The organism is Paenibacillus sp. JNUCC 35, assembly GCF_058269095.1.
The window spans coordinates 4,546,612-4,573,014 of sequence record NZ_CM177771.1; the positions used below are offsets into that span (position 1 = coordinate 4,546,612).

General features: G+C 56.3%; 27 protein-coding genes. 11 read left to right on the top strand and 16 right to left on the bottom strand.

Annotated elements, in window-relative coordinates:
• Positions 1–8: 8 nt before the first annotated feature.
• The gene (locus AC2TF6_RS20545) at positions 9–635 is read right to left on the bottom strand and encodes a fumarylacetoacetate hydrolase family protein (protein WP_491308263.1); all 627 of its coding nucleotides are present in this window, start codon (positions 633–635) and stop codon (positions 9–11) included.
• A gap of 155 nt (positions 636–790) precedes the next feature.
• Positions 791–2,026 (bottom strand): spore coat protein, encoded by a 1,236-nt coding sequence (locus AC2TF6_RS20550; RefSeq protein ID WP_491308264.1) that lies wholly within the window; start codon positions 2,024–2,026, stop codon positions 791–793.
• A 247-nt stretch (positions 2,027–2,273) separates the two neighbouring features.
• Here AC2TF6_RS20550 and AC2TF6_RS20555 point away from each other — a divergent pair, with 247 nt between their 5' ends.
• On the top strand, positions 2,274–3,485 hold the full coding sequence (locus tag AC2TF6_RS20555) for an MFS transporter (protein ID WP_491308265.1): 1,212 nt from the start codon (positions 2,274–2,276) through the stop codon (positions 3,483–3,485).
• A gap of 242 nt (positions 3,486–3,727) precedes the next feature.
• Here the strand turns inward: AC2TF6_RS20555 and AC2TF6_RS20560 are convergent, their stop codons facing one another.
• Positions 3,728–4,402, bottom strand: coding sequence for an O-methyltransferase (locus tag AC2TF6_RS20560; RefSeq protein ID WP_491308266.1), 675 nt, complete (start codon positions 4,400–4,402; stop codon positions 3,728–3,730).
• Positions 4,403–4,678: 276 nt separating this feature from the next.
• On the opposite strand from AC2TF6_RS20560, the gene AC2TF6_RS20565 reads away from it, so the two are divergent.
• Together AC2TF6_RS20565 and AC2TF6_RS20570 are read left to right on the top strand one after the other, a co-directional pair.
• Positions 4,679–5,839, top strand: a complete 1,161-nt coding sequence (locus tag AC2TF6_RS20565) for a THUMP domain-containing class I SAM-dependent RNA methyltransferase (RefSeq protein WP_491308267.1) — start codon at positions 4,679–4,681, stop codon at positions 5,837–5,839.
• A gap of 391 nt (positions 5,840–6,230) precedes the next feature.
• Positions 6,231–6,473, top strand: a complete 243-nt coding sequence (locus AC2TF6_RS20570; RefSeq protein ID WP_369994988.1) for a hypothetical protein — start codon at positions 6,231–6,233, stop codon at positions 6,471–6,473.
• A 154-nt stretch (positions 6,474–6,627) separates the two neighbouring features.
• Here AC2TF6_RS20570 and AC2TF6_RS20575 read toward each other — a convergent pair whose 3' ends face one another.
• The 3 genes from AC2TF6_RS20575 to AC2TF6_RS20585 all read right to left on the bottom strand — a co-directional run bounded on the left by AC2TF6_RS20575 (position 6,628) and on the right by AC2TF6_RS20585 (position 10,379).
• The gene (locus AC2TF6_RS20575; protein WP_491308268.1) at positions 6,628–7,857 is read right to left on the bottom strand and encodes an MDR family MFS transporter; all 1,230 of its coding nucleotides are present in this window, start codon (positions 7,855–7,857) and stop codon (positions 6,628–6,630) included.
• Positions 7,858–8,173: 316 nt separating this feature from the next.
• Positions 8,174–9,121: an aminopeptidase gene (locus AC2TF6_RS20580; protein ID WP_491311696.1), complete on the bottom strand. Its 948-nt coding sequence runs from the start codon at positions 9,119–9,121 to the stop codon at positions 8,174–8,176.
• A 127-nt stretch (positions 9,122–9,248) separates the two neighbouring features.
• Entirely contained in the window at positions 9,249–10,379 is a 1,131-nt protein-coding gene (locus AC2TF6_RS20585) for a GNAT family N-acetyltransferase (RefSeq protein WP_491308269.1), read from the bottom strand.
• A gap of 234 nt (positions 10,380–10,613) precedes the next feature.
• Between AC2TF6_RS20585 and AC2TF6_RS20590 the strand changes: the two genes are divergently transcribed.
• Positions 10,614–11,519 (top strand): TIGR01777 family oxidoreductase, encoded by a 906-nt coding sequence (locus tag AC2TF6_RS20590; RefSeq protein WP_491308270.1) that lies wholly within the window; start codon positions 10,614–10,616, stop codon positions 11,517–11,519.
• Between the two features lie 62 nt (positions 11,520–11,581).
• Here the strand turns inward: AC2TF6_RS20590 and AC2TF6_RS20595 are convergent, their stop codons facing one another.
• Entirely contained in the window at positions 11,582–11,803 is a 222-nt protein-coding gene (locus AC2TF6_RS20595) for a YuzB family protein (RefSeq protein ID WP_009676710.1), read from the bottom strand.
• Positions 11,803–12,105, bottom strand: coding sequence for a heme biosynthesis protein HemY (locus AC2TF6_RS20600; RefSeq protein WP_009676739.1), 303 nt, complete (start codon positions 12,103–12,105; stop codon positions 11,803–11,805). The genes AC2TF6_RS20595 and AC2TF6_RS20600 overlap by 1 nt, the downstream gene beginning before the upstream one ends.
• Before the next feature lie 108 nt (positions 12,106–12,213).
• Between AC2TF6_RS20600 and fosB the strand changes: the two genes are divergently transcribed.
• The 6 genes from fosB (at position 12,214) to AC2TF6_RS20630 (ending at position 16,601) form a co-directional block, all read left to right on the top strand.
• The gene (fosB, locus tag AC2TF6_RS20605; RefSeq protein WP_491308271.1) at positions 12,214–12,648 is read left to right on the top strand and encodes a metallothiol transferase FosB; all 435 of its coding nucleotides are present in this window, start codon (positions 12,214–12,216) and stop codon (positions 12,646–12,648) included.
• A gap of 318 nt (positions 12,649–12,966) precedes the next feature.
• A complete protein-coding gene (map, locus tag AC2TF6_RS20610; protein WP_326052792.1) occupies positions 12,967–13,713 on the top strand; it encodes a type I methionyl aminopeptidase in 747 nt (248 codons plus the stop codon).
• Between the two features lie 177 nt (positions 13,714–13,890).
• A complete protein-coding gene (gene ytvI, locus AC2TF6_RS20615; RefSeq protein ID WP_454235713.1) occupies positions 13,891–14,997 on the top strand; it encodes a sporulation integral membrane protein YtvI in 1,107 nt (368 codons plus the stop codon).
• Between the two features lie 145 nt (positions 14,998–15,142).
• Positions 15,143–15,697, top strand: coding sequence for a signal peptidase I (gene lepB, locus AC2TF6_RS20620; protein ID WP_009676743.1), 555 nt, complete (start codon positions 15,143–15,145; stop codon positions 15,695–15,697).
• Positions 15,698–15,903: 206 nt separating this feature from the next.
• Complete coding sequence (locus tag AC2TF6_RS20625) at positions 15,904–16,083, top strand: hypothetical protein (protein ID WP_491308272.1); 180 nt, start codon at positions 15,904–15,906, stop codon at positions 16,081–16,083.
• Positions 16,084–16,397: 314 nt separating this feature from the next.
• On the top strand, positions 16,398–16,601 hold the full coding sequence (locus AC2TF6_RS20630; RefSeq protein ID WP_491308273.1) for a DUF2524 domain-containing protein: 204 nt from the start codon (positions 16,398–16,400) through the stop codon (positions 16,599–16,601).
• 247 nt (positions 16,602–16,848) lie between these two features.
• On the opposite strand, the gene AC2TF6_RS20635 is transcribed toward AC2TF6_RS20630, so the two are convergent.
• The 6 genes from AC2TF6_RS20635 to AC2TF6_RS20660 all read right to left on the bottom strand — a co-directional run bounded on the left by AC2TF6_RS20635 (position 16,849) and on the right by AC2TF6_RS20660 (position 21,865).
• Positions 16,849–17,109, bottom strand: coding sequence for a hypothetical protein (locus AC2TF6_RS20635; protein ID WP_491308274.1), 261 nt, complete (start codon positions 17,107–17,109; stop codon positions 16,849–16,851).
• 209 nt (positions 17,110–17,318) lie between these two features.
• Positions 17,319–17,834: a hypothetical protein gene (locus AC2TF6_RS20640; protein ID WP_491308275.1), complete on the bottom strand. Its 516-nt coding sequence runs from the start codon at positions 17,832–17,834 to the stop codon at positions 17,319–17,321.
• Positions 17,835–18,088: 254 nt separating this feature from the next.
• On the bottom strand, positions 18,089–18,295 hold the full coding sequence (locus AC2TF6_RS20645; protein WP_491308276.1) for a hypothetical protein: 207 nt from the start codon (positions 18,293–18,295) through the stop codon (positions 18,089–18,091).
• A 98-nt stretch (positions 18,296–18,393) separates the two neighbouring features.
• On the bottom strand, positions 18,394–19,596 hold the full coding sequence (locus AC2TF6_RS20650) for a M14 family zinc carboxypeptidase (protein ID WP_491308277.1): 1,203 nt from the start codon (positions 19,594–19,596) through the stop codon (positions 18,394–18,396).
• Between the two features lie 209 nt (positions 19,597–19,805).
• Entirely contained in the window at positions 19,806–20,615 is an 810-nt protein-coding gene (gene racE, locus AC2TF6_RS20655; RefSeq protein WP_491308278.1) for a glutamate racemase, read from the bottom strand.
• 206 nt (positions 20,616–20,821) lie between these two features.
• Positions 20,822–21,865: a delta-lactam-biosynthetic de-N-acetylase gene (locus tag AC2TF6_RS20660; RefSeq protein ID WP_491308279.1), complete on the bottom strand. Its 1,044-nt coding sequence runs from the start codon at positions 21,863–21,865 to the stop codon at positions 20,822–20,824.
• Positions 21,866–22,024: 159 nt separating this feature from the next.
• Between AC2TF6_RS20660 and AC2TF6_RS20665 the strand changes: the two genes are divergently transcribed.
• Entirely contained in the window at positions 22,025–23,482 is a 1,458-nt protein-coding gene (locus AC2TF6_RS20665; RefSeq protein ID WP_491308280.1) for a YcdB/YcdC domain-containing protein, read from the top strand.
• A 243-nt stretch (positions 23,483–23,725) separates the two neighbouring features.
• Here the strand turns inward: AC2TF6_RS20665 and AC2TF6_RS20670 are convergent, their stop codons facing one another.
• The gene (locus AC2TF6_RS20670; protein WP_491308281.1) at positions 23,726–24,919 is read right to left on the bottom strand and encodes an acyltransferase family protein; all 1,194 of its coding nucleotides are present in this window, start codon (positions 24,917–24,919) and stop codon (positions 23,726–23,728) included.
• A gap of 17 nt (positions 24,920–24,936) precedes the next feature.
• Complete coding sequence (locus tag AC2TF6_RS20675; RefSeq protein ID WP_491308282.1) at positions 24,937–25,983, bottom strand: Gfo/Idh/MocA family protein; 1,047 nt, start codon at positions 25,981–25,983, stop codon at positions 24,937–24,939.
• Positions 25,984–26,403: the final 420 nt, after the last annotated feature.

Genomic DNA, 26,403 nt, shown 5'->3' on the forward strand with positions numbered 1-26,403 from the left:
ATCCCTCCTTACAGCTTAACTGTGCAGCGGCCGAAAGTCTCCCCGCCCCAGAGAAGCTCGAACACATCCCCGTCCGCGCAGGCTCCGACGCCGGCAGGCGTGCCCGTATAAATCAGGTCCCCCGCTCCGAGGCCGTAGTTTGCGGCCACATAATCGACGATAGCCTGCAGCGGGAAAATCAACTCCCCGATATTGCCCCGCTGGACGGTTTCGCCGTTGCGCACGGTCTTGAATTCCGTCTTTTCCAGTTCGGCGGCACCCGGAAACGGGCGAAGCGGACTCAGAGCGGCGGAGTTCAAAAATCCTTTGGCGGCCAGCCAAGGATGGCCTTTTTTCTTCAAGACGCTTTGAACGTCACGAAGGGTGAAGTCAATCCCCAGTCCGAAAGAATCGACAAGCTCATCCACCGTCATTCCCGGCGAATAGGGCTTGGAAATATGAAGAACGAGCTCTCCCTCGTAGTGGATTTCTCCTTTACCTTGAGGCAGCTCGAGCAAATTCCCTTCCATTGCGGCAAGCGCATGCGTCGGTTTCGTAAAGATCATCGGCTCTTCCGGCACGTCATTGCCCAGTTCGGCGGCATGAAGCTTATAGTTGCGTCCTACACAGTAAATGTTGCGTACAGTTCCCGTCATCGGTCACTCAACTCCCCGTTCTGAATAAAGGCATTCATGGAAAAAGGCCCTCTAGCGATTATAAACGTTCCGCTAAGGGGCCTCAAGGAGAACACCGGTTTTAAACTGATTTTTATCGGAAGTTTCACGGCTGTCGCGGTTACACTTCTTAACGCTTATTGAATCGGATTGGAGGAAGACTCGCCCGCTTTGGAAGTCAGCGCCCCGCTGTCGGGTTCGTCCGTTTTCTCTTCCTGCCCGCCTCTTTGGGAGTTGACAGGCGTCTGGGCGTGGGAAGCCTGCCTGGTCCCGGCGGCGGATGCAGCGTAGCCGGACTGGTGCTGCTGCGTGCCGCTGTGCTGCTGGGTTCCCGAACCGGTTTGCGGCGTGTAATTCCGGTCTCCTTGATACGGGGAATTGGAAGCCTGGGTGTAGGACGGGTTCTGCGTCTGGTAAAGCGCCTGCTGGCCTGCGCTCTCATACCCGTAAGCGGCGCCGTAGCCGGAAGTGCCGCCTCCCGTATAAGAGGACGGCTGTGCGGAGCCGTAAGCGTCCGGCTGCTGCCCTTGTCCTCTGTAAGCCGAGCTGCCGTAAGAATGATCCGCATAGCCCGTTTCCGTTCTTCCGTATGCGGAGTAACCGCCGTTATCCGGCTGTGCGCTGTAACCCCCGTTGTAGCCGTAGGCGCCTGGCTGGTGGTTTTGCGGTTGGTAACTTTGCTGCGGGCGGCTTTGCTGATGCGGCTGGCTGCCGCCGGCACCCGGATAGCCGTACAAGTGATTTTGGCCGTAGTCGGGAGCATGGCCGAATTCCTGGGCGTAGCCGTAACCTTGGCCGTAGTTTCCCGCCGTCTGGCCGAAATCCGCTTCATGAACCGGCTGGAAGGTGTGCAGGTAGGTTTTGGCCGTATGATCGTGAAGCGTCGGAACCTGGTACTGGCCTTGACTGTTCATGAACAGAAATACTTCATAGGCATGATCCGCGGCCGCGTCGGCTGCTGTAAGAAGCATCCGGCGGACGTTGGGATCGGCGCATTCCAGCGCGGCCGTCATTTGATTTTTCGCGCTGTTTTTGTGGCAGCAGAGCATGGCGGATAAAATCTGCTCGTCATTGAAAGAACCGTCCGTTTCCGGTGAGACCTGGGCAGGATGGCGCAGGCCGTACAAAATATCCTGGACCGAGACAAACGGCGGCTGGCCGTAAGGCGCCTGTCCCCGTGCGGCGCTGTAATCATGCGTGTAAGCGACCAGCTCGTTATAGTGCTGCACCCCCGCTTGAAGATGATGCTCGGTGATCGCTTTCACCTGCGGATGCCGGGCCTGCCTGGCATAAAAAGAAAAATGCCGGATCATATTTATTTTTTCGGTCAATACTTCGTGGACCTCTAACGTTTCATGGGCTCCGAATGGCATGGGAAAACAGCTCCTTTTGTAAGTACCTTTACGCTTACAATTCCCTTTCCATGGGAAATTTATGCATAGGAAACCGATTGCTCCCGCCTTACCGGGTTAAAGATAACTAGAATCCTAGAAGTGTGCATCCGCAAAGCCGCTTCCTGAGGATGAAGGAAAAAATATCTTCTTTTTGTGATATAATAAGGGGATGAATTCCAGGACGGCGCAAAAGCAAAGCATGTACAACTAGAAATGGGGGAATTGCATGATCAATTGGAGAGTAAACTTGGCGGTTTTGTGGGTCGGACAGTTTTTCGTAATGGCAGGCATGACCATGATCATGCCGTTTCTGCCCTTATATCTCAAAGAGATGGGCCTTCAGGACGCGCAGGAAATCGCAACTTGGACAGGCATTATTTTTGCCGGCAACTTCGTCACTTCCTTCCTCTTCCAGCCGTTCTGGGGAGGAATGGCGGACCGCTACGGACGCAAGGTGATGCTGCTGCGTTCCGGCTTCGGAATGGCGGCCGTCATGACGACGATGGGCTTTGCTCATGCCCCGTGGGTGCTCCTGCTGCTGAGGCTCGTTAACGGCACGATCTCCGGGTACGCTCCCGCTTCCGTCGCTCTCATGTCGACGAACACGCCGCGAGAGCATATCGGATTTGCGATGGGAACGCTCCAGTCGGGTGCCGTGGCCGGCTCCATTCTCGGCCCGTTTATCGGCGGTCTGCTGGCCGAGCTTATCGGCTTCCGGTACATCTTCTATGTAACCGGAGCCATGCTCTTTATCGCTTCGATGGTGACGATGCTGCTGGTCAAGGAGAAATTCAATGCGGCCGAAGCCAAAAAACAGCCGAAAATATCGGTCATTCAGGGCTATAAGGACCTGAGGCCGATCCGACAGCTGCCGACGCTGTATTCGATCACGTTCGTGATCCAGTTCTCCATCCAGTGCTCCATGCCGCTGATGGCCCTCTTCGTCGAGGAGCTCCACGGCTCGGGGGAACTGCTCGCCTTCTACGCGGGACTTGTCGCGTCGATCGCCGGGTTCTCGAACATGGTGGCCGCCCCCCTTCTCGGAAAATTGTCCGATAGGATCGGCCCGCAGCGCATCCTGTTCGTCTCGCTTATCGGCGCGGCCATCTTCTTCATTCCGCAGGCTTTTGTGCAGAACGTCTGGCAACTGATGGCGGCCCGGTTCTGCCTCGGCATTTTTATCGGCGGGCTTCTGCCGACGGTCAATTCCCTGATCCGGACCTACACGCCGGTCGGAATGGAAAGCCGCTCGTACAGCTTCAATACGAGCGCTCTGGCTCTCGGCAACATGCTGGGACCGGTTATCGGCGGCGCCCTGTCCGGCTTCCTGAACATTCGCGAACTGTTCCTGTTCGCGACCGTGATGCTTGCCATTAACGCGGCCTGGTCGTACCGCACGCTGCTCGGCAAGCACAAGATTTCGGACGGAACCTTGTAAAGGCCGAACGGGCGGATGGGCGGATGGGCGGAATAGAAAAGCGCTCGACGGAATCGCTTCGGCGGTCAGACGCCTTCAACCGCCAACCAAACAAAAAAGAACGATCCTTTTACCGGCTGCGTCCGGGCGGATCGTTCTTTTTATTGTTTGTCTGTAACTCATTCACACCGCGCGAAGCTCCCAGCGCGCAGTGCTCGGCGTCACATGTCGGTGGTCAACGGAAGACATGCGCGCCCGGAGTCCTATTTCACCCGCGCCACCGCAAGCCCGTCGTAGGCGGGAAGCATCGTGCTTTCAAGGCGCGGATCGGAAGCGAACCGGCGGTTGAACTCCCTCATCGCTTCGACCGATTTCTTCGTAACGGCCGCATCGATCGTCCGCCCCCGCATCAGAATATTATCGCCTATGATAATGGCGCCCGGGTTGGCCAGCTCGATGGCATAGTCCAGGTAAGTCGGGTAATTCACTTTATCCGCATCGATAAAAAAGAAGTCGAACTTCGCGCCTTCCTCCTTCAGCGCGGCTAAGCTTTCTACGGCATCAGCCACCCGGTACCCAATCTTGTCACCGAAGCCGGCCTTGGTCACGTTCTGCCGTGCCGTTTCCGCGAAGGCGGCGTTCACCTCCAGGGAGAGCACCTGTCCGCCGTCGCCAAGCCCTCTGGCCAGGCAAATGGCGCTGTAGCCGCCAAGGGCTCCGATTTCAAGCACCCGATTGGCGCCCGTCAGTCCCACGAGCATGGTGAGCAGGCGCCCATAGCCGGGAGCAACCGAAATATCGGGCATGTTGTTGTCCCGGATAGCCTCTTTTACCAACCCCAGAGCCTCATCTTCCGCGTAGAGTGCTTCCAGGTATTCCTCAGGCCCCGGAGCCGCTTTCTCCGAACCCCCGTTTGTTTGATCCGTCCTTTTTTCCACGGGTCATTCCTCTTTTCTGCATATGTATTCAGAAACTGTCCTCACTGGACGGGACAGTCCTGGAACAGCCGGATTATCGGCCAAGCCAAACGCACCGTTGCGACGCGTGAACCCCATGCGTGCGTACGGCGTTGATCTGTGAGGTCATTGTATATGAAAAAACAAGCGCGTTCAACCGTCCGGAGGCTGATTTCGGCAACATTGGCATTTGTCTCCCGCGCCTCTTTCGCCTATACTTAGAAATTACACGGATACCACCCGAAAGGAAATGAAAGCATGGCTAAATTGGATTTGATCGCCACCTGTCCCATGGGGCTGGAAGCGATCGTAGCAAGAGAGGTCAAAGAGCTCGGTTACGAGGATGTAACCGTCGAGAACGGACGGGTTACCTTCACCGGGGACGAACTGGCGATTTGCCGGACGAACCTGTGGCTGCGTACCGCCGACCGCATTCTTGTCAAAATGGGGCAATTTGAAGCACGGACTTTCGATGATTTGTTTGAAGGCACCAAAGCACTCGACTGGCCCGCCTGGATTCCCGAATACGGCGAATTCCCCGTAGAGGGCCGTTCCCATAAATCACAGCTTTCCAGCGTCCCGGCCTGCCAGGGCATCGTTAAAAAAGCCGTCGTTGAGAAAATGAAAGAACGCTACCGGACGGAATGGTTCGAAGAAGACGGCCCCCGCTATGTGATCGAGGTCGCTCTTCTTAACGACATCGCCACGCTGACGATCGATACGACGGGTCCGAGCCTGCACAAACGGGGATATCGGAAGCTTGTGACTGAAGCTCCGCTCAAAGAGACGATGGCTGCGGCTCTGGTAAACCTGAGCCGCTGGAAGCCGGACCGCCCGCTCTACGATCCGTTCTGCGGCTCCGGCACGATTCTGATCGAGGCCGCCATGTCGGGCTGGAATATCGCACCCGGCCTTCGCCGCTCCTTCCCCTCGGAGGATTGGGACATCATCGGCCAGGATCGCTGGGAGCAGGCCCGGGAAGAAGCCTATGATTCCCTGAACGACGACATTCCGCTGGAAATAGCGGGCTCCGACATCGATCCGAAAGCGATTGAGGTCGCCGAGGCGGCCGCCAAAGCGGCCGGCCTTTCCAAGGAGCTGAAGTTTTACGTCGAGCCGGTAGCCAAAGCGAAGCCGCGAAGCGACTTCGGCTGCCTGATCACAAACCCGCCTTACGGCGAGCGGCTCGGCGAACAGAAGGAAGTGGAGCGCGTGCTGCGCCAGCTCGGACAGCTGACGGGTTCGCTTCATACATGGAGCACGTTCGTCCTGTCACCGAGCAAGCAGCTGGAGCATTATTTCACCCGTCCGGCCGACAAGCGCCGCAAGCTGTTTAACGGACGGATCGAATGCCAGCTGTATCAATATTTCGGACCGCTGCCGCCGCGCCGCCGGAATACGGAACCCGCCGAACAATAACGGCAGATTTGCGCCTGTCCGGTCTAACCGCAACCCCGATTCGTTCATTAGCTGAACGAACCGGGGTTTTATTTTGTCCGCAGGCTGCTATGACCGCGATTTAGCCCGAGAAACTTCGGTGAATCGTTATGTGACGCCACACCGCGCAACCGGGAACTGCAAGTAATGGGCGAAATGTAAATACCGGGCACAGGACAACGCCATTTGTAGAGCTTGAACCCGGGAAAACCGGGCCTATATACTCATAAATCCCACATTAATGAACGGAAACAAAAAAACTTGATAAAATTTTGATAAATTCTTCCCATTTTCCTTTGGATATGGTACTATTTTCATAGGAAATAGTACCCAATCATTTCTGACTATTTTATTATTTATAGGGGGAACCGCTATGCAAGGTATTCTGGCGCTTGTCTTATTTTTTATCTCCATGCTCATGTTCGCAGCTCTCGTTCATTCGAAATCGAAAGGCCAGAACCAGCGGTTCCGCTTTCTTCATCACCCGCTGTTCCGTAAAACGGCCGTGGTCGTTTCCGTTCTCGCCTTTCTGCTCGCGGTCGTAGTCAGCCCCAAAGCGGATGAGGGTCTGCAGACCGAAGCGAAGCTTACAACAGCGGCTGTTACGGTACGATAAAGTCCGGAAAGCAAGAGTGAACATCGCAGTCAGTCACCGCTCTGAACCATACCAAAAGGAATCAAAAACGGCCTCCAGCCGCATGTATGCGGGCGAAGAGGCCGTTTTTTCTTTGTCGGATAAACCCGGGAAACGAAACACATTCGTTTCGCAGCTATGCCGACCCGGTGGCGGTGGTGTATTCGCCTTCTATCCGTTTTGTAAGCAGGTGACTTCCACGCCAGTATAAAAACGAGCTGGTGACCGTCACGACCGCCATGACCAGAAACATATGGCCGCCGATCGAGGCTAGCAGAAGACCGCCGATCCACGGGCCGACAAAATGTCCGAGGCTGGTAAGGGTCTGCGCCCCGAAGTACGTGCCCCGCATATGGTCCGGGGCGATTTTGTCCATAAGCATCGTGGAAGCCGGAAAATTGAGCGTCTCCCCGATAGTGAAAACGACCATCGAAGCGATAAGCAGCAGCCAGTGGTTCGAAAGCGCGAAGCCGACGTCCCCGAGCGCGAACAGGAGATTCCCCACGACGATCGCCGTAAGCGGAGACTTCCGGTCCGCCAGCTTGGACAACGGAATCTGGAGCACGATCACGGTGACGGCATTGACGCTCATCATCGCCGCGAACAACTTGACCCCCTGGGCAAAATTTTCATTCACGTACTGCGACAGGGTAATGGACATCTGGGAATAGCCGATCGCGCCGATCATCCCGCCCAGCAGTTGGTAGCGCAGTATCATGTCCTTGCGGACGACTCTCCATGCGGCAGCGAACGTTACCCTCTCCTTGACTTCCTTGGATACGGTCTGAACCTTGAATTTCCTCATCATAACGACGAGGAAGATTCCGTAGAACAGATACACGATCCCTGTAAGAAGAAAAGGAAGCGAGCCTTTCACCATCCCGAAGGCCGCACCCAGCAGGGGACCTACCGCCACTCCGACATTGATCGCCAGATAGCGGAGCGAGTAGACCTGCAGCCGTTTTTCTTTTTCGGTCAAATCCGCCATGAGCGCCTGAGAGACCGGCTCGTAGAACGAACGGCACAGGCCGCTGATCAGATTAAGCAGAAGAAACAGCAGAGGGTGCGTCACCAGCGAAAAGCCGACAAAGACGGCCGCCCATGTAAACAGTGCCCCCTGCATGACCGCTTTGCGGCCGATCCGGTCCGAGAGCGTCCCCCCGATAAAGCCGCCTACCGTTCCCGCCAGCGAGCTTGCGCCGATAACGAGACCGATCATCCCTTTGCTCATATCCGTTGTGGCTACGAGGTAAAGCGCCAGAAACGGCATACTCATGGAGGAAGCTGCCCGCGCCATCACTGTACCGAACAAAAGCGTGTGCACGAGCGGGTGATACGAAGATAAAAAATGCCGTATTCGATTCAAGCCAATCAGTCTCCTTCCGAACATTTCCGGGAATCCGGCCGACCGGGTAACCAGGAAGGCATTCGTTTACCTTCGGTCAATTGTTGCATATTTTTGTTATTATACACGACAATTCGTCCAGCACAACAAAAAAATCTTGCCGCCCGGTACGGACAGCAAGATCAAGGACGGAGAGCTCTGGCTCTTCCGCCGGTCGGACATGTTTCAAGCCGGACGGATAAACGATCGTCAAAATCACGCCACGCCGCTCCCCGCACGCGGTGCAGGGTCGCCTGACAAACGGCGGCTCGTGAGAGAGCTCCGTCCATGCGCCGGATCACACGAGCAGACGCCCGTTTTCCAAAATCAGCTCGTCGTCGATATATACGCGCGGTGAGAGCACCATGAGGTCGATGTGGACGCCGGCCGCTACGGTTCCGCCAAACGTATTGTTGCTCCCGAAGGCCACATGGATCGTGCCGTACACCTTCTCGTCCTCAAGCACGACGCCGGTGATCCGGGCCTTGTCGTTCGTGCCGATGCCGAACTCGCCCAGCAGCCGGCCGTCTCCGTCGCCAAGCACGGCAAGCAGAGCCTCGCCCTGCTCCCCCTCCGCTCCGACAAGGCGGCCGTTCTCCACGGTCAGCGTGAGCGGAGACGTTACCTTGCCGAGCCCGGCAATGGAGCCGTCCACGAGCAGCGTGCCCGAAGCGCTCCCTTCCACCGGGGCGATATAGCCTTCTCCCGAAGGGAGGTTGCCCGATTCGCCCGGATTCAGGTAGACGCCCGTGCTGGGCACGCCCGCTCTGCCCGCGATCGAGAAGGTGAGCGCCGTGTGCTCCTTCTCGATCTTAACCCGGCTCCCGGCGGTCAGCCGGGCGGTCACGCGCTCGGTCAGCTCGCGCACTTTGGCGTAGTCGGCCGAGATCGCCCCTTCTCGGAACATATCTTCCGTGATGGTCGGCATCGTCGCCACGCGTGTGCCGCTGGCCGCCGCTTCCTTGCGCGCGCCCGTATGCGTCAGCGAGTGCTGCGTGAGGCAGATGGCCACATCCGCCTCGCGCATCGCCGCCGCAACCGGAGCCGGAGGCTCCTCGCCGGATTTCTCACGGTGCTTCATGACGACAAGGGAGGCATCCGCCCCCAGCTCCAGTCCGGCCTGATGCACATGCTCGGCAAGTTCTTTCTTATAATCGTCGGCCACAACGACAAGCAGCTCGCCCGGCTTTACGCCGAGGCTCGACTGCAGCAGCGATTTGCTGATCTCGATTAGGGAACGGTCCATAGTCATCGTTACAATCTCCTTTAAATCTTTCGGATTGCCCGGCCATGCCGGGCTGACGGCTCCAGGTTGCTTGCGCTGCCGGAACGCCGCCAGCCTTCCTGCCGGCCGGAGCTGTCCTGCTATCGTATCACGCCCGGCCTTCTTCCGTCATGTCCCGGATCATCCAGACCAGTTCGTGAGCGGTTTGAAACCCTCTCTCTTCCAGCAGGCGGAGCAGATCCGTCCGGCTCGAAGGAATATGAGAAGCGCTGAACGAGGCTTCCCCGTAACCGTCCAGGACGGTCTCCAGCAGAGTCCTGAGCACAGTCTCGGGGTCCCGGTTGTCCGGCGAGGCTTCACACTGGTAAAGGGTGACACCGGCAAGTTTGCCCGAAGCTTCGTAGACGCGCTTGTACAGGGCGTAGCCGATCGGCTTGCCGTCTTCGAGCATAATCATCGACTCTCCCGCCATCAAGCTGGCCCAATGCCCCTGCCACGCACCCAGGGCCGGATAGAACGGCAGAAGGCCGGCGTCTCTGGCGGTGCCGTGGCGCAGCGTGTACCGACCGTCGGCATCGTTATGCCGCGCCGCTGCCGCCTTGGCCCTGCCAGCGGACTGGCCGCCATCTGCCGGCCCTGCTTCCGCTGCCGACAGGGCAGATTGCCCTCTCCGGCCTTCCTCCGGCGCATCCGCCTGCCGCGCCGCTGCCGCTGAGCCGCCGGAGGCATGGGCAGACCCGCCCGCGCGTACGGCCGCTGCATCGGTCTCTGCGGCCGCCGGAGGCAGCGCATCGTCCCGGCTCTCAGCGTTCCCCTCTGCCGGACCGCCACCCGCAGCTCCGCCCGCTTTCCGGAGGACCAGCAGCGTGTCCCGGGTGACGTATCCCACGCTTTCATAGAGAGCGATCGCCGGGGCATTGTCCGCAAACGCTTCGATCGTAGCCGTATCGACGCCTTCTTCGCGGTAAATGTCCAGCGAGGCTTCGATCAGCTTACGGCCGACTCCTTGACCCCTGTACGCCGGAATGACTCCGGTGCCCCCGTTCCAGGAAATTTTACGGCCCCCCGCCATACGAATTCCGTTCAAAACAAACCCGACCGGCTGTTCCCCGTCAAAAGCGACAATGGAATGCTGCGGCGATAATTGTTCGTACGCCTGTCTCGTCATATAGGCACCCGGATTCGTCGTCATGTCGACAAAGTACCCGGAAAACCCGTCGTTCCATACCTGAACGGCCTGATCAAGGGTACATTCGGATAATTTTCGGATAGCCATCATCTGTCTCTTCCTCCTCTTTCCTATGTATACCGCTATTGTACCACTAGAAAGAACCCGGTAAAAACAGTTTTGACCCGCTTCTTCCTCCGGAAAAACCGTGCTTTTGCGTTCAAAAGTACTAGCTTCGTCCCGGCGGGAGGCCGCAAAGGTCCTGAAAAGTTCCGCCCTGAGCAGGTTTGTGGAAAAAAACGGTTCGTCATATAATGGAAATTAGAGAGAAGGAGGAGAGAGCTCATGCGAATTGCCATCAGCGGAGGAACCGGGTTTATCGGCGGACATCTTGTTGCCCATTTCAAAAAGCGGGGAGATGAACTTGTTCTCATTTCCCGTTCGGCTTCCGGACATGTTTATACGGGCGTCCAAACCGTAACCTGGTCGGAGATTGAGCACAATCCCCGGTATCTTGAAGGCACAGACGCCTGGATCAATCTGGCCGGCTCCACCATTAATCAGCGCTGGAGCGAAACCGCCAAGCGCCAGATCCTATCTTCCCGCCTGAAAACGACGGCGGCTGTCGCCTCAACCCTAAAGGCACTCCAAAACAAACCTCCGGTGGTCGTAAACGCTTCGGCTATGGCGATTTACGGCACATCCGAAACTCATACATACGATGAATTCAGTCCCGTCCGTGCCGACGATTTCCTGTCTGAAGTCGTGAAGGAATGGGAGGAAGCCGCCGACCGGATTCCCGCGGAACGGATCGTCAAAATCCGTACGGGTCTCGTGCTCGGAACCGACGGCGGCGCCTTCCCCAAAATGGCTCTTCCGTTCAAATTCGGCGCAGGAGGCCGGATCGGCAGCGGAAGCCAGTGGATGTCATGGATCCATATCGCGGATATGGTCGCTTTGATCGATGCCTGTATCCGCAATGAGGATATATCCGGTCCCGTGAACGCGACCGCTCCTCATCCGGTCCGCAACCGGGAATTCGCCCAAACGCTGGGCAGCGTGCTGCGGCGGCCTCATGTCCTGCCAGTCCCCGCCTTCGCCTTGAAGCTTGTTCTGGGGGAGCTTTCCATGCTTCTGCTGGAAGGACAGCGCGTTCTTCCCCGCAAGCTGCTGGAGCATGAGTTCCAGTTCCGCTATCCGACGCTGGAAGAAGCGCTTCTGGACCTGACCGGCGCAGAAAGACCCGCTTGAACAACCGGAAGCGGGTCTTCGGCCAAATAAAAACGGCCCGGTTCCCCGGGCCGTTTCTTTGGCTACTTCACAAACTTCTTCGCGTGCTCGATTGCTTCGTCTTCGGTCGGCGCTTTGATGTAACGGCCGTTAATAAAAACGAATGCGTAGCGGGCGCAAGGTCCGCAGTATGATTTGCAGCCGACTTTGACTTCGGCATCCGATGCAAGCTTCTGAAGCTTAGGCAGCGCCGTTTTCACCCGCATATGCTTGCATTTATCGCAAATCCGGATATCATTAGCCATTAATGATCCCCGTGATTGCCCTTGCTCGGATTCGTAATCATGAATCCTTCTTGCGGAATGTAGAAGTAATCGATCCGGATGCCGTCGAGCAGCGGCTCATCTTTCTCCAGCAGGACGTCAACATCCTTATCGGTAGAAACGACTACATCGTTATCCGTTTGTGTATCGAGACCAAGCGCATAGTGAGCGTGATCGCCGTGGTTGTGGCTTACCTGGACGCGGACCAGAAGACCCTGGTTCTCTTCTTTCTCCAGTTCGAGTTTCAAAACTTTAGCTGCGTTGCGCGAAATTTTGACGTTCATAGTGTAGTCACATCTCCTGAAAAGTTATCATTCTTTCTTTTAATCTTTATTGTAAAGAAAGCTTCGCCTGAAATCAACAAGAAGTCGCAAGCCGGAGGAGGCAAAGCCGTGACAATTCGCGGCATCAACCATTTACTAGTTTCCGTTTCCGATCTGGAGCGCTCGATCCGTTTCTACCGGGAGGTGCTAGGGGCCAAGCTGCTGGTGCAAGGGCGCTCCCTTGCCTATTTCGACCTGGGAGGCCTGTGGCTTGCCCTGAACACCGAGCCGGAGATTCCGCGCAATGAGATCCGCCAGTCCTATACGCATCTCGCTTTTACGGTGGACGAGAAGGATCTGCCCGCCCTCGAAGCGAAGCTTGCCGCCTGCGGTGCTCTTCTACCGGGCCGCGAACGGGATAGCCGGGACAAAAGCTCGCTCTATTTCGAAGATCCGGACGGACATAAGTTCGAATTTCACACCGGCACGCTTCAGGACAGGCTGGATTATTACCGGGCGGAAAAAGGGCACATGCGTTTTTCCGGCGATCCGACGGCGGATTAAAGGCTCCGGTAAGAGCGAACTCGCATGCCTTCCGCTTCCGGGGCATCGGCGCCGCGGCGCATGACGGACCGCAGCATAATCTAATTCTGCGGCAAAGAAAATTCGTCCCGTCCGATTTGAATTTTACGCGGTTATTTTATACTATGGAATTTGGGCTTTCTTATGGGCTTTGGAAAGCTTTTCAAGCTACGCTGACCTTTATCGGGATGTCAATCGCGCACAACGGCGTCTTTTTTTGACCCGAACGAAACTAGAAGCTGCCGAAAGGTCATACTGATGGAATATACAAATCATTCGGCAGAGGAGATGTACGCTCTTATGGTAACGATTAAGACCAAAGACGAAATCGAAAAAATGCACCGCGCCGGCAGACTGCTGGCGGCATGCCACCGCGAAATCGCGAAAATGATCCGTCCGGGTGTGACCACCTGGGAAATCGACCAGTTCACGGAACAATTTCTGCACGAGAACGGCGCCACCCCGGAACAGAAAGGGTACAAAGGATACCAGTACGCAACCTGCGCCTCCGTGAACGATGTCATCTGCCACGGTTTTCCGAAGAAAGAGCCGCTGAATAACGGGGATATCGTAACCATCGATATGGTCGTCAATCTGGACGGCTGGCTCGCGGACTCCGCCTGGTCCTATGCCGTCGGCACGGTTTCCGAGGAAGCCGGCAATCTGCTTGAGACGACGAAAGAATCGCTGTACAAAGGCATCGAGCAAGCCGTCATCGGCAACCGGATCGGCGATATCGCGCATGCGATTCAAGTCTTCGCGGAAGAACGCGGCTACTCGGTCGTCCGTGATTTCACGGGCCACGGAATCGGCCAGAAGATGCACGAGGAGCCGCAGGTGCCCCACTACGGCCCGGCCGGCCGCGGCACGAGGCTCAAGGACGGCATGGTGCTGACGATCGAGCCGATGCTCAATACGGGCATGTACTTCGCCACCGTGGATCTCGACGGCTGGACAGCCCGTACGGTGGACGGAAGCCTGTCCGCCCAGTATGAGCACACCATCGCCATCACGCAGGACGGACCGCTCATTCTGACTGCGCAGTAACCGCGGTTCTCCTGCAGCCGGGAGGCTGACGGGCAGCATGCCTGAAGCTTGCGACCTGTCCGTCCCCGGTTATTTTTTACCTACATACCCTGCCAAAGCATGGCAAACCTGCCCGGCAACTACCTTGTCATCCCCCACACGTCCTGCCAGCGGCCATAACGATTACGGAGGAATGCTATGATATCGTTTTACAAACGGTACTACAAAACCATCCTGGACATTGGGCTGATCGTCCTCACTGTTTTTCTGTTCATGAAATTGTTCAGCTTTATTTACGCGATCGCCACGCCGATCTTCTGGGCCTTCGTCATTTTTGCCATGATCGAGCCTCTTGCCCGCTTCCTCCATCGCAGAGGACTGAAAAAAATGCTCGCGACGACGATTTCGACGCTGCTGTTCGTTCTGGTCATCCTGGCCGTCTTCACCGGAGCGGGATTTCTGTTTACGAGCCAGATCGACAATCTGGTTACGGTTCTCCCCAAATATACCCAGATGCTTCAGGAGCAAATTACAAAACGCACGATCGATCTGCAAAACAGCATCGAGGCGCTTCCTCCCGATGTGATCGAGAAATCCAGGGAAATCGCCAATCAGATGGCGACGAAAGCGACCAGCTTCGCCACGAATTTCCTGAAAACCCTGCTTAATTTCCTGACCAGCGGCGTCATGGGACTCGTTACTTCCTTTTCGACGTTTATGCTGAATTTTCTGGTCGGCATCATTCTGGCCTTCTTCCTTTCTCTTGAAATCGACTGGTGGAAAAAGAACGCCCGCGAAAAGACGCCCAAAACGTTCCGTAAAGCGTTCGATTTTCTTCGCGAGAACGTTATCAAGGGCATCGTGAGCTACCTGAAATCCCAGCTCATTCTCATTTCCATCACGTTCGTCATGGTTCTGGTCTCGCTCATGATTCTCGGCGTCGACAACGCCTTTACGATTTCGCTGCTGGCCGCTTTCTTCGATGTGCTGCCGCTGCTCGGCGTCTCGACCTTGTTCGTGCCGTGGATCGTGTACCACTTTATCGCGGGAAGCACGATGATGGGTATCTGGCTGACCGTCGTGCTGGCCGTAGTCGTTCTCGTCCGGCAGGTGCTGGAGCCCAAGATTACCGGCGAGTCGCTCGGAGTATCCGCTTTCACGATGCTGTCCTTTATGATCATTTCGCTGTCCCTTTTCGGGGTCGCAGGCGTTATTCTTTCCCCGATTCTGATTATTCTCATCAAAGCGTTGTACGACCAGGGCTATCTGCGCAAATGGATCCGTTCCCCCGAGGATGAATATTGACCCTGCCCATATAGACAAGCTTATAGAAGAAAGAGGCCCCGGCGGCCTCTTTTTTTGTCTAGGCGTGAACAGCCGTGATATACTGAAGCCATGAGAGATTTGAGAGATTTGAGAGATTTGTAAACCGGAAGGCAGGGAACTTGCGATGAATAAAGTGGCAAAAGAAATTGGAGGCTGGGCGCTTTCCCTCGGAATCGCGTTCGTCATTGCACTGGTAATCGGAATCTTCGGTATTCAGCCGACCAAGGTGCTGGGCCATTCGATGGACCCGACTCTATCCGACCAGGAACGTATTTACGTATCCAAATTGTCGCACACGCTGGGCTACGAGCCGGACTACGGGGACATCGTCATTATCGACAGCCGCGTAAACCGGGAGCGTACGCTTAAGGACGACATCATGGAGCATCCCCTGTTTTCACTGTTGAGCGGGAAAGTGGACGATAACCTGTACGTCAAACGCGTCATCGGCAAAGCGGGCGATAAGCTCCAGTTCAAAGACAACAAAGTGTACCGCAACGGGCAGCCTCTGGACGAGCCCTATCTCAACGAAACGATGCTGTATGAATCGAACGAGGAAATTACCGTTCCCGCGGGCCACGTGTTCGTGATGGGAGACAACCGCAACAACAGCAAAGACAGCCGCGATATCGGACCCGTTCCGCTGGATCACGTGCTGGGCATCAAGATCAACGGTTAAATCAGCTTCCCAAAAAACAGAGATTTCCGGCTGTCCGGAAGCTCTGTTTTTTCCTTTTATGATGGGCGGCCTATTGAGTGACCTTACATCATGTGTTATATTAAAAAGGCGGAGGTTGAAGACTTTCCGCCTCTCACCCGCAACATTCATTGCTTCCGACAACCAGCAGTCGCACCCTTAATCTTGATTGACAAGGAGTGAAGAACATGAATGCCAATCTGCACATTCCCCAAGGGAACGATACGATTCTTGTTGAAATGACCGTTAAGGAAGCCATGGCGCTCTCCGGAGAAAAGTTTCACTCGGACCACAAGGTGGAAACCGAGGCCATCAAGAAAGTCAAAAAGAGCCTGGAGAACCGTCTGATCTCGGGCGTTTCGCAATAAAACTTTTTTTAAAAGCCGACCTTGAAAGGGGTTACATGCCCAGTTCAGGGTCTTTTTTATGGGCTCGTAAGAGCGGTAAGAAGCCGTCATGAAGATCCGGAGAACCGTATAGAAAACCCGCCGCGCCGTATACTAAGCATCGTGAACGTGCTTCAGTCTTGACCAGCCCGACCGGACAGGGGGTGAACGTCAGTGTCACACAAACAACAGGGCCACGCTCAGCAAAACACGACGACCCGCACTTCCGACCGCAAGAACGGCAACGGCAAAAGCAAATAAGTCATTTCATCCTTGAAACAGGGAGGCAGCGACCGATGATTGAAAATCTCGAAAGCAATTACGATTGCGCCCACGCGGGTCTGGACCTGCACCAGTTGAAGGAAGAGCTGAACGACCTCAGAATTAGCATGATTCCGGGCTCTCTCGTGCATAGCGAGAAAGTGAACCGTCTGGAGAACCAGATCCGGTTTATCGAGAACAAGTGCTCTATACACCATGGAGACTCCGGTTCCCTGTAAGGCATTCTCATCCTTTCTGCCGAGGACCGGATTTATTCAGGCCCTTTATCGTCTTGGCAGCATGCAAAAAAGCCGCGGCCGGGGGCGCGGGGTTAAACCCGTTCCCGCCGGATCGCGGCGTACAAACGTCTCCGGTACATATTCGTTCTTGATATGGCACCGGGCTGTCCGGACCTTCCGGAGTGTATCTATCCCTCTATATTCGGATCATGCTGCCTTGCCTTCCGGCCGGCGGCGCTTGATTTATCTAGGCCTGCGGATATTTACGCTCCATCCAGCCCGTAAACCAGCTGGCCAGCATCATCGTGACAGCTATATCGTCAATCGGCATAAACGGCATGACATCGGGAAGTACCCAGTACAGCAGCGCCGGAACTACAAAGAGAAGTTTACTGCCGATCGGTACTTGCGGAGACATCAGCAGTTTGCTGGCCCGCTTGAATACATGGCCCCAGTGGCGGAGTGACAATAGTTTTTTCACACGGGTTCCCTCCTTAGGGTGGGACATGATCCCGTTAACCGAATGTGCGGCATCTGCGCCGTGTCCCGGTCTGTAACGGAAGTCCCTAAAAGCCTATACGCGATACGGCTTTCTGCGTTCCAGTTTGAACTTTCTTCTGCCGTATACTCTCCTCTTACCCGTAATCGCCTGGAAAAGAACAAAGAGCATCTCGCCTAAGCCGATGCTCCGTCCTTGAAAACCCTTTACATTTTGCGTCAAACGTGCGGTTCGCCGGATTGCAGCTCGCTTGTCACGGCATCCGAATCGCCGAACCGGATGTTCAATTCCACGTTCACGGGAACATGACTCCGGATTTTAAGAAACAGGCTGAGCCGCTCCAAAATCTGCGCGACCTCTTCGGCCGGGTAGGTACCGTTTACGTTGTAGCGGAAGTTGTCCGAGATCGATAAGGCGGGGGCCGAAACGGCCGGACGATTTTCTGCCTGAACAGATTCGGGGAGGCGCCGGAAGTCGGACGGCTCGGAAGGCCGTTCCAATGATCTGCTTTGGGAACGGTAATTTGTATAGCCCATAAACTTGTTGGACGTTCTGACTGTATCGTTGTAGATGTTCAGTTTTTTCAAAATGGTATAGTAGGTTGCCGCATTGTTGAGCTTCCATGCCGACGTTATTTCGCCTACGGAATAATCTTCTTTCCACTGATTGATTAACCGTATTTGCTCCTCACGTTCCAACTCCTTGAACTGGTCGAGTGGCAGAATCCCGGACATACTATTCCTCCTATTCGGATTGGTCTTACTCTTTATCATAAAACAAAATTAATTAAACTTCAAAAACCTTTATACCTATAATCTCTACTAGTTTACCATTAAAATGCATAATTCATACAATTACTTTATATAGGTATCTTTTACCATTTTAAACGATATAAAATAAACCTTTAAAGGCCCGGACATGTGTCCGGGCCTGAGTCTTCGGAATCAGTCGATTTGTTTTTCATCCGAAATCGACACGCTTTTTAGACTCACGTGAGTTTTCTGCGCGTCAGTATGCAGGGTACTCCTGTGCCGATCGCCCCGGGCCGGGACATTTGCTCCAGATACCGCAGTCCCCTTGCGCACTGTTGTTTGCAAGAAGCACAGGTGGAGGATTCGACAATCCTCATCGTATACTGCGCCCTGCCGGATGATTCAATCTTCTTACCTTTTGCTTTTCCGCTTTTTCCCGCCATCGTATTCCCTCCCCTAACACACGCCTGGTTCAGTATATGGGAACCGATTTCGGACGGATTGGACGTTTGTACCGGCGGCGGGGGCTTCTTTGCGCGTTTTACAGGGCGAGAGCCCGGACAAGCAGCCGGGCGGTTTCTTCGTAAAGCGCCGGAAACTGCTCCAGCGGAAGCGGATTGATCCCGCTTCCGAGTTCAACGGTGAATCCGGGACGCCGGAATTCGTAGATGAACCAGTCCTTGAACCCGGCATCGCTGCCCCGCAGCTTTACGCTCTTGAAGCCGCTGGCCTGCTGCAGCTTTAGGGCCAGAAATTCCGCGTCATCCGGTTCGTAGTCCCGGTAGTTCCAGTAAATTTCGCGCCCCTGCGTATGAAGGGCGACGACGTGACGGAAGCTGCGGCTGCGGGTAAAATCGGCCACGGCGACCGCTTCCGGCTCGGTCAGCGGAGCCTCGCCCGTATAGTCGCGCGGTCCGGGTCCGGGGACCGCACGGCGGGCCCGCTCCTCTTCCCAGAAGGCGGGGAACTGATCGTTAAGATCGACGCCGTTGATGTTCGCTTTCCACCGGCGGAAATCAAACGACCCTCCGTTCCACTCATGGAGGGAAGTGAACAGGGGATGCGCCGGGTAGACGCCCCCGAGCACGAGCTCGACTCCGTCCGGGTTCACCATCGGCACGATCCATAAGCTCGTCTCGCGGAACAGGGCTGCCGCATCGGAGCCGTGGAGGTCCCCGCTTTGACGGACAGCCTCTGCGTACTCCTCGAGAAACTTCACCGCCGCCAGGGAGGTGATCCATTCGTTGGCGTGAAACGATGCGTTGACTTGGATCTCCCGGCTTCCGGTGCCTATGCGCACAGCGGGAATGTTGCGGCCGAGGACGCTGTGCCCGATGCATATTTCCTCTAAGAAGGGGTATCGTTCCTTCAGAAGCGTCAAATCGCGGAGCATTTCGGGATACCCGTATTCCTCGGCCGTGCGGACCACGGACCTGTCGCGGACAGCCGGAACATCAATCGTGACGCCGGGCCTGAGCACAGCCGGATCCAGGAAGGTATTGGCCTTCCAGAGCTCTTCCCTGGATAATCCGAAACGCAGCGACACGCTTTCCCAGGCGTCTCCCGGTTGAACCGTATATTGATGATCGAGTTTGGCGGGAATCAGGATCATCTGTCCGGGAATTACATACTCATTAAGACTCAGCTGCGGGTTCGCGGCCTTAAGCGAGACGGAATTAACGCCATACAATCTGGCGATCCGCTGCAGTGTCTCCCCCTGCTGAACGACGTGGCGAAACAGCATACCACTCATACCTCCTCAGGACAAGGCAAAGAGAAGCCGCTTTCCTTCACGCACTTGCTTCCCTGTACCGAGTTGTGAGTATATGTCTATGCCCCCTCTCCCTTCTTCATGTCCCGGGCATGCAAAAGGACCGGCGGGTTCCTACCGATTCTGAATAGAATACGGCGGAACTTACCGGTCCTGTCGTTCGATTGCGGAATGGTTACGGACTAGACGAACGTCGGCACCTGCCACACAACCGGGGTACCGAGCAGCTGCTCGCGCAGCCAAGAGCCCGTAATGTGATGGAACATCTCGGCATCGCCGCTGCAGAAAAACTGGTGCACCGGAATGTCTTTGGTCGTCGCCAGCATTCCCTGGTGATAGAGGATGGTGCTGATTTCCCGGGCGGTCTCGTCCGCGGAAGAAATCAGCGTCACGTCCGGATGGACCACACGGGCAATCGCCTCCGTCAGGAACGGGTAATGCGTGCAGCCGAGAATGAGACAATCCATGGGCTTGTCGAGCAGCGGCTGGAGGGAATCGCGCACGGTATCGACCGCTTTCTCGGAAAAGTACAATCCACGCTCCACGAGCGGTACCAGGGCCGGGCAGGCCAACGGGTGTACCTGGATCGTGGGCGAGATGGTTTTCAGCGCTTGTTCGTACGCTTTGCTCCGGATCGTGCCTTCCGTGCCGATCACGCCGACAATGCCGCTTCGCGTCGTCTTGATCGCGGCACGCGCTCCCGGAGAAATGACTCCAAGCACCGGAATGTCCAGCCGGCCGCGGATTTGCTCCAGCGCGACCGCCGTCGCGGTATTACAGGCGATCACGATCATTTTAGGGTTAAATTGGATCAGGTAATCCACAATTTGATTCGTAAAAGTGAGAACTTCATCGGCGGGTCTGGGGCCGTAAGGCGTCCGTGCCGTATCGCCGAAATAAATCACTTTCTCCTGCGGAAGCTGTCGCATAACTTCTTTTACAACGGTTAAACCTCCGACTCCGGAGTCTAGGATGGCTATCGCTTGCTGCACACTTATACGCTTCCTTTGCGAATGAAATGATTGCTTGTAAATACATGGTTAGAATATGATTGCCCAAGCCGAAATGTACCTAGGTATCATACCAGATTTCCGATTCGGTGCCAACGAAAGCAGCTCCGGAGCGGCATGCGCCCGGAGCTGCAGGACTAGCTGGGAATAGGGTCGGACGAGATCCGGCAACTCCTCACACTCAGGGGTCAGCGCTTGATCTCACTAACCAGACCGAAGGAGTAGCCGGCCTTTTTCACGTCTTTCAGAATGCGGTCCAGCGCTTCCATGTTTTCTTTGGAACCCTGATGCATGAGGATGATATTGCCCGGATGCAGGTTGTTCATGATATCGTTGTAAGGATCTTCCGCTCCGTTGGCGCGGGGCTCCCAGTCACGCATCGCGGTCGACCAGAAAACGGAGGTATACCCCATATCCGAAGTCAGATCGAGCAGATGCGTGCTGTATTTCCCGTACGGAAAGCGGAAATATTTGACGACATCCTGTCCGGTAATGCTTTTGTACAGCTTCTCGAAATCGGTAATTTCTTTACGCACCTGCTCATCGCTCAGCGTATTCATATCTTTGTGCGTCATCGTATGATTGGCCACGAGATGTCCGTCCGCTGCCAGCTGCTTGATAAAATCGGGGTGGGCCTTGACGTTGTTGCCCGAGATAAAAAAGTTCGCCTTCACGTTGTTCTCTTTAAGCGTCTTCAGCAGTTTCGCGGTATCCCCCATCGGACCGCCGTTGTCTATGGTCAGGTAAACGTTTTTGCCCTGCCCGACCCAGACGGCTTTCTCTTTGGCGGTAAAGGATTTCGTTTCTTTCGGAAAATCCGGCACCTGGCCTTTCGGCTTTTTCATGTAATACCACGATAGAGCCTGACGGTTGGCGCCGCTTTCGCCCTTCGGCTGCGGGGACGGTTTCGCGGTCCCCGGAGAAGCGGAAGGTTTTGCCGATGGAGCAGCGGAAGGTGCGGCCGACGGCGAAACCTTGACCGCGGACGAAGGCGCGGGAGAAGCTCCCGGCGCAGCCGATGCGGACGGAGACGCGGAAGGCTTCGGGCTGCCTGCCGGCGTTTTTTCCGGAGCCGGTGACGGTACAGGTGTCGGAGACGCGGAAGCGCCGGCGGTCGCCGCCGGAGATTGGACAGGACTTCCGGAATTTGATACGTTGGAATTGCCTGCGCATCCGGCGGTCAGTATACCGGAAAGCAGCAGAACGGCGGAAGCCGCAACGGTTTTTTTCATGGTATCACCTAGATTTCCTAAAATGTGAGACTAATCTTTCCTTTTCGACAACAGGCTGAGGAATCCTTGCTCGAAACTGTGTTTTAAACGTAAACGGAACAAATATTTCCGCCATCAAACAGGGACCTGCAGGGTCCCGCCGACAAAGGGGCGATTGCGATGCTTATCGACGAACTTAAGCAAAAAGCAGCCGTGACCGGTTCCGTACCGGCACACTTCAACTTGATCATCGAGGACATCCAAGAACCGGAGGACGGAGAGACAGAGGTCCTGTTTGTCTGGCAGGAGCCATCCAGGGAGAGCGGAATCTCCGTCACGCTTGATGCGGCCGGCAGGCTGCTCTCCTACTCCGTAGACGAAGAGCTGTGCAAGGAAGCCGCTCCGATCGGCGAGGAGGCTTTGAGGGAACGGGCACGGTCTTTCTTCCTCTCCCAACGTCCGGAAGATGCGGACAGGTTTCTCCTGACGGAGTCCCGGTTCGGGGAACGCAGCGTGTTCTTCGAATGGGCGCAGACCGCCCTCGATCTCCCGCTTCCCCAGACAGGCGCCTTTATGCGGCTTACCTTATCGGGAGAGGTAACCAGTTTCACCTACAAAGGGCCGGCGGCCTCGCCTCCTCTCCCCTCCTCTCTGGCACAGCCGGAGCGGCTCCGGCAGCAGCTAGCCGAAACCGTGCGGATGAGTCTTGCGATCGTCAAGCTCATCCCGGCATTATATGCGGGTGGCGACGACCGGCTCCGTCTCGTTTATCAGCCGGAACCCGGCTACCGGCGTTTCGACGCCGTGACGGGTCTGGCGCAGGGGACCGATGCTGAGGCGGAAGAGGAGCACGAGGCTTACAAGGCGTACGAGTTATCGCCGGAGGAGACCGATGATTCGCTCGGCAGTCTTGAAGAGCTGATCGGCATTTCCACCTATCCCCTCGTAAGAGACAGGGAAAGGGATATGGACGAGAATCTCAAAGGAATCGTCTGGCACGCTGCGGATCGGGAGGAAAATCCGTCCGATCTCTCGTTGGACGGCTATTTCCGCAGAAGGATGGAAGACACGGTGAAAGCGACCGCAGACAAGGACACCGGGCGTCTTCGCTCCTTCATTTGGATGATCCGCCGACCGGGGAAGCTTGCGCTCTCGTACGAAGAATGTTTGGAGCGGGCGGACGCTTTTCTGCGCAAAGCGATGCATGACTGGCTGTCAGTCCCGGGTCTCGCTTTTTATTTACAGGAAAAAAGCGACGAGGATGCCGGGTCGGAATCGGAAGGCCAGCTCCGGTACTTTTTTACGTGGCAGCTCCGCTATGAAGACGTTCCTCTCTATTTGCAGTTCGTGACGCTATGCGTGAATGCTTCCACCGGATATGTGGACCGGTTCTCGGGACCCGACTGGAATCCGGAAGAAATCCGGAATCTTGCTCCTGCTGCGAAGCTGAACGCGGACGAAGCTCATCGGCTCTACGTGGAAGCAGTGGACTTCAAACTGGAGTGGGAGCGGGATTATGACGTCGAAACGCCCGAATGCGCCTACAATCTTCTGTATACGCCCATCCTCAAGGGAAGCGGGCGGAGCCGGATCGCTTTTATCGATGCCGCAAGCGGCGAGTTTGTGACCCAGGCGTAATCTGTCCGCTGCTTCCTCGTTTCGCTTAGAAAGACTTGGATAGCAAAAAGCCGGCTCCCTTTCAGGGAACCGGCTGTTCAGCTTTGGCTGGGATCGGCTCGGATGCGCGGATGCGCGGATGTCCGTTTCGCCGTTCCGTCTTACGGATCCGCTCACCGTGCTGCCGGTGCGGTTAAACGCCGCACGGCGGCGGTCAACGCCGGATTCAGGATTTCGGGTTTGTGGCGCGTATACGCCCGCAAGCTACAGGTCCGCTTCCGTCCCGGCATGTCTTACGGCGGCATCGGTGTTCCTGCGGCTGCGCGCTGCGAATCGCACCCGCGAAAGCAGGCTGACGACCGGCTCGTCGATCAGCCGGTACATTAGGTGGGCGAGCGCAAAGATAAGCGGGAGCGAAACGAGCGTAGTCACGAGGATGTTCAGCCCGTAAGGCAGCCAGCCGTCAAGCCGCAAAAACAGCAGGCAAGAGAAGCTGCACAGCACGGCAAAATGAACGAGATAGAGCGAAAAAGACAGCTTGCCGAGATAAGCCATCGGTCTGCTGGCGAACAGCTTCTGCCCCGACGGACTGTTCAGCAGCGCAAGCAGCACCAGAGCCGCGCCCGCGGTCCGGTAGGCGACGACTCCTAGGAAGCCGTCCGGTCCAAGCGGCAGCCAAGCGTAGACGGTTCCCTGCCAGCCGACATAAGGAATCGAGCCGAGGAAGAGGCCCAGCAGCGTAAGTATCGCAGGAACGGCTCCGGGACGCAGCGCAATCAAATTCCGGCCGGAGACGGCCGATAAATCGCTGAGCAGCATGCCCAGCACGAAGCCCAGATAGTAAGAGTCCCGGAACAGCCATACCCCTGCGGCATACAGGATGAACCGGAAACGGGACCTGCCGAAGGCCAGAAGCAGACCGTAAACGAGAAAGGAACCGAAAAGCTCGTAGGTCATCGTCCAGAGTACGGGGTTATAAGCCATGCCATACCCGAAGAACGTATGGATAAAGCCCTGCTCCAACAGCGCCGCAAACGACGGCACCGTCGTGTACGGGTCGGACATCGTAGCCCGCGTGTGCCCCCTCGCCTCCTCGTAAAAATTCCAGTCCAGCTTCATGACCGCGAAAGCGAGGAGCAGCGAGCAGAAAGCGGGAACGGCGAGACGGAAATACCTTTTCAGAAGTGCGGCCGTCACAATCGAGCGTTTGCGGTACCGGAAGAAGCGGCAGCTCAGGACGAATCCGCTCAAAACGAAGAAAAGGCAGACCGCAAAATTGCCGTTGAACAAAAGATTGAGCGGCGTACGCGGAATCCACTGATCGAACGCAAAGTGGGAAACCTGCGGCCGAGCTTCGAACATGGACGGCAGGAACACCTGAAGAAAATGGGCAAAAACGACAACCAGAGCAGCCGCACCGCGCAATCCGTCCAGATACGTAATTTTCGGCTCGTTCATGACGGCTTGACTCCGGGCTACAGCCGGATCAGCTCACCGGACTCCGATGAAAGCCGGATGGCTTCCAGCATCCCGACGACCTCGCACCCCTGCGCCGCATCCGAGAGCGGCTGGCGTCTGGTTTGTACACAGTCGATAAAATGGGCGATCTCCGCCTTATAGTAGTCAACGGACGGAACGGAAAGCTTGTGTTCCACCGGGAAGCTGTTCACTTCCGTGAATACGCTCAGCGGCTCAAGACTTCCCCCGCCCTGCGTTCCGTAAAGCTCCACCTTAACGGCGTCATCCTGGCTGCCGTTGACAGCCCAGCTTGCTTCGACGGTAAGGACGGCGCCGTTTGTAAACGTGATAAAAGCGGTGCCCAGATCTTCCACATCGTAGACGCCTTCCGACTTGTTGATGTCGGAATGAGCCGTATAAGCCGCTATCCCCTTGGTCGAGTAGGGGGCGATTTTGCGGAACAGCTTACCGGTGACCGATTCGGGCTGAGGACAACCCATCATCCACCAGGCCAGGTCCAGCACATGGACGCCGATGTCCATCAGCGGTCCGCCGCCGGAATAGCGGCTGTCCGTGAACCAGCCCTCGGGCACACCGCGCTGCCGCAGGATCTTGGTCTTCGCGTAGTAGATGCTGCCGAGCCCGCCCGACGCGACCATGCCCTGCAGCGCCTGCACGTCCGCGCGGTACCGGTGGCTCATGCCGACCATGACGAGCCGGTCGCTCCCGGCCGCCTTGTCGCGGAGCCGTACGGCTTCGTCGCGGTTCATGGCCATCGGCTTCTCGACGAGCACGTCGAGGCCGCGCTCCAGCGCCAGCAGCGACAGTGCCACATGGCTGTCGTTGAACGTGCAGATGCTGACCGCATCGAGCCGCTCGGCGTTCAGCATCTCCTCGGCCGACGCGTACGAAGCCGTCCCGTATTCGGCAGCCGTTTTGTCGGCCCTGTCCTTGTCGATATCGGCCACGGCCGTAAGCTCCACATCGGGGTGATCCTTGTAATGCTTCAGGTGAAACATATGGGCAATGGAACCGGTCCCGATGACTCCAACGCGAATACTCATCGTCTTTTCGCTCCTTTGCGTGTGGGCTGCCAGGCAAGCCGCGCTGTAAGCGGCACGCAGGCGCCTTTTTTGGGTGACGGTCAGAACAAGGCTGGCATGGCCGTGGCCATGGTTGCGCCGACCGTTGCAGTCCGGTGTCCGGCCGGTCTGTTTTTACGATATCCGCTCAACCGGCCGATTGCCGGCGGTGCTAGCCGGTATCTTTTCCGTCCGGTCAGCCTTTGTTTCCGTTAGCCTCTGTTTCCGTTTCAACTCTTCCACCGGATTAGGTACCGTCGGCCTTCTTCATTTTCCGCCCGATCAACTCCCGTTTCCCGTACTCCTTCCCGCCTTGGCCTATTTCGATGGCCGTCTTGCCATCCGCCGGAATCTGTGCTTAACCGGTCGACGAACACAGTCATCGCACGCAAAATCACCGCT

Coding starts and splice junctions, on each gene's coding strand:
- AC2TF6_RS20545 (WP_491308263.1), bottom strand. CDS start 635: ATGACGGGAACTGTACGCAACATTTACTGTGTAGGACGCAACTATAAG.
- AC2TF6_RS20550 (WP_491308264.1), bottom strand. CDS start 2,026: ATGCCATTCGGAGCCCATGAAACGTTAGAGGTCCACGAAGTATTGACC.
- AC2TF6_RS20555 (WP_491308265.1), top strand. CDS start 2,274: ATGATCAATTGGAGAGTAAACTTGGCGGTTTTGTGGGTCGGACAGTTT.
- AC2TF6_RS20565 (WP_491308267.1), top strand. CDS start 4,679: ATGGCTAAATTGGATTTGATCGCCACCTGTCCCATGGGGCTGGAAGCG.
- AC2TF6_RS20570 (WP_369994988.1), top strand. CDS start 6,231: ATGCAAGGTATTCTGGCGCTTGTCTTATTTTTTATCTCCATGCTCATG.
- AC2TF6_RS20580 (WP_491311696.1), bottom strand. CDS start 9,121: ATGGACCGTTCCCTAATCGAGATCAGCAAATCGCTGCTGCAGTCGAGC.
- AC2TF6_RS20585 (WP_491308269.1), bottom strand. CDS start 10,379: ATGATGGCTATCCGAAAATTATCCGAATGTACCCTTGATCAGGCCGTT.
- AC2TF6_RS20590 (WP_491308270.1), top strand. CDS start 10,614: ATGCGAATTGCCATCAGCGGAGGAACCGGGTTTATCGGCGGACATCTT.
- AC2TF6_RS20595 (WP_009676710.1), bottom strand. CDS start 11,803: ATGGCTAATGATATCCGGATTTGCGATAAATGCAAGCATATGCGGGTG.
- AC2TF6_RS20600 (WP_009676739.1), bottom strand. CDS start 12,105: ATGAACGTCAAAATTTCGCGCAACGCAGCTAAAGTTTTGAAACTCGAA.
- map (WP_326052792.1), top strand. CDS start 12,967: ATGGTAACGATTAAGACCAAAGACGAAATCGAAAAAATGCACCGCGCC.
- ytvI (WP_454235713.1), top strand. CDS start 13,891: ATGATATCGTTTTACAAACGGTACTACAAAACCATCCTGGACATTGGG.
- lepB (WP_009676743.1), top strand. CDS start 15,143: ATGAATAAAGTGGCAAAAGAAATTGGAGGCTGGGCGCTTTCCCTCGGA.
- AC2TF6_RS20625 (WP_491308272.1), top strand. CDS start 15,904: ATGAATGCCAATCTGCACATTCCCCAAGGGAACGATACGATTCTTGTT.
- AC2TF6_RS20630 (WP_491308273.1), top strand. CDS start 16,398: ATGATTGAAAATCTCGAAAGCAATTACGATTGCGCCCACGCGGGTCTG.
- AC2TF6_RS20635 (WP_491308274.1), bottom strand. CDS start 17,109: ATGTCCCACCCTAAGGAGGGAACCCGTGTGAAAAAACTATTGTCACTC.
- AC2TF6_RS20640 (WP_491308275.1), bottom strand. CDS start 17,834: ATGTCCGGGATTCTGCCACTCGACCAGTTCAAGGAGTTGGAACGTGAG.
- AC2TF6_RS20645 (WP_491308276.1), bottom strand. CDS start 18,295: ATGGCGGGAAAAAGCGGAAAAGCAAAAGGTAAGAAGATTGAATCATCC.
- AC2TF6_RS20650 (WP_491308277.1), bottom strand. CDS start 19,596: ATGCTGTTTCGCCACGTCGTTCAGCAGGGGGAGACACTGCAGCGGATC.
- AC2TF6_RS20660 (WP_491308279.1), bottom strand. CDS start 21,865: ATGAAAAAAACCGTTGCGGCTTCCGCCGTTCTGCTGCTTTCCGGTATA.
- AC2TF6_RS20665 (WP_491308280.1), top strand. CDS start 22,025: ATGCTTATCGACGAACTTAAGCAAAAAGCAGCCGTGACCGGTTCCGTA.
- AC2TF6_RS20670 (WP_491308281.1), bottom strand. CDS start 24,919: ATGAACGAGCCGAAAATTACGTATCTGGACGGATTGCGCGGTGCGGCT.
- AC2TF6_RS20675 (WP_491308282.1), bottom strand. CDS start 25,983: ATGAGTATTCGCGTTGGAGTCATCGGGACCGGTTCCATTGCCCATATG.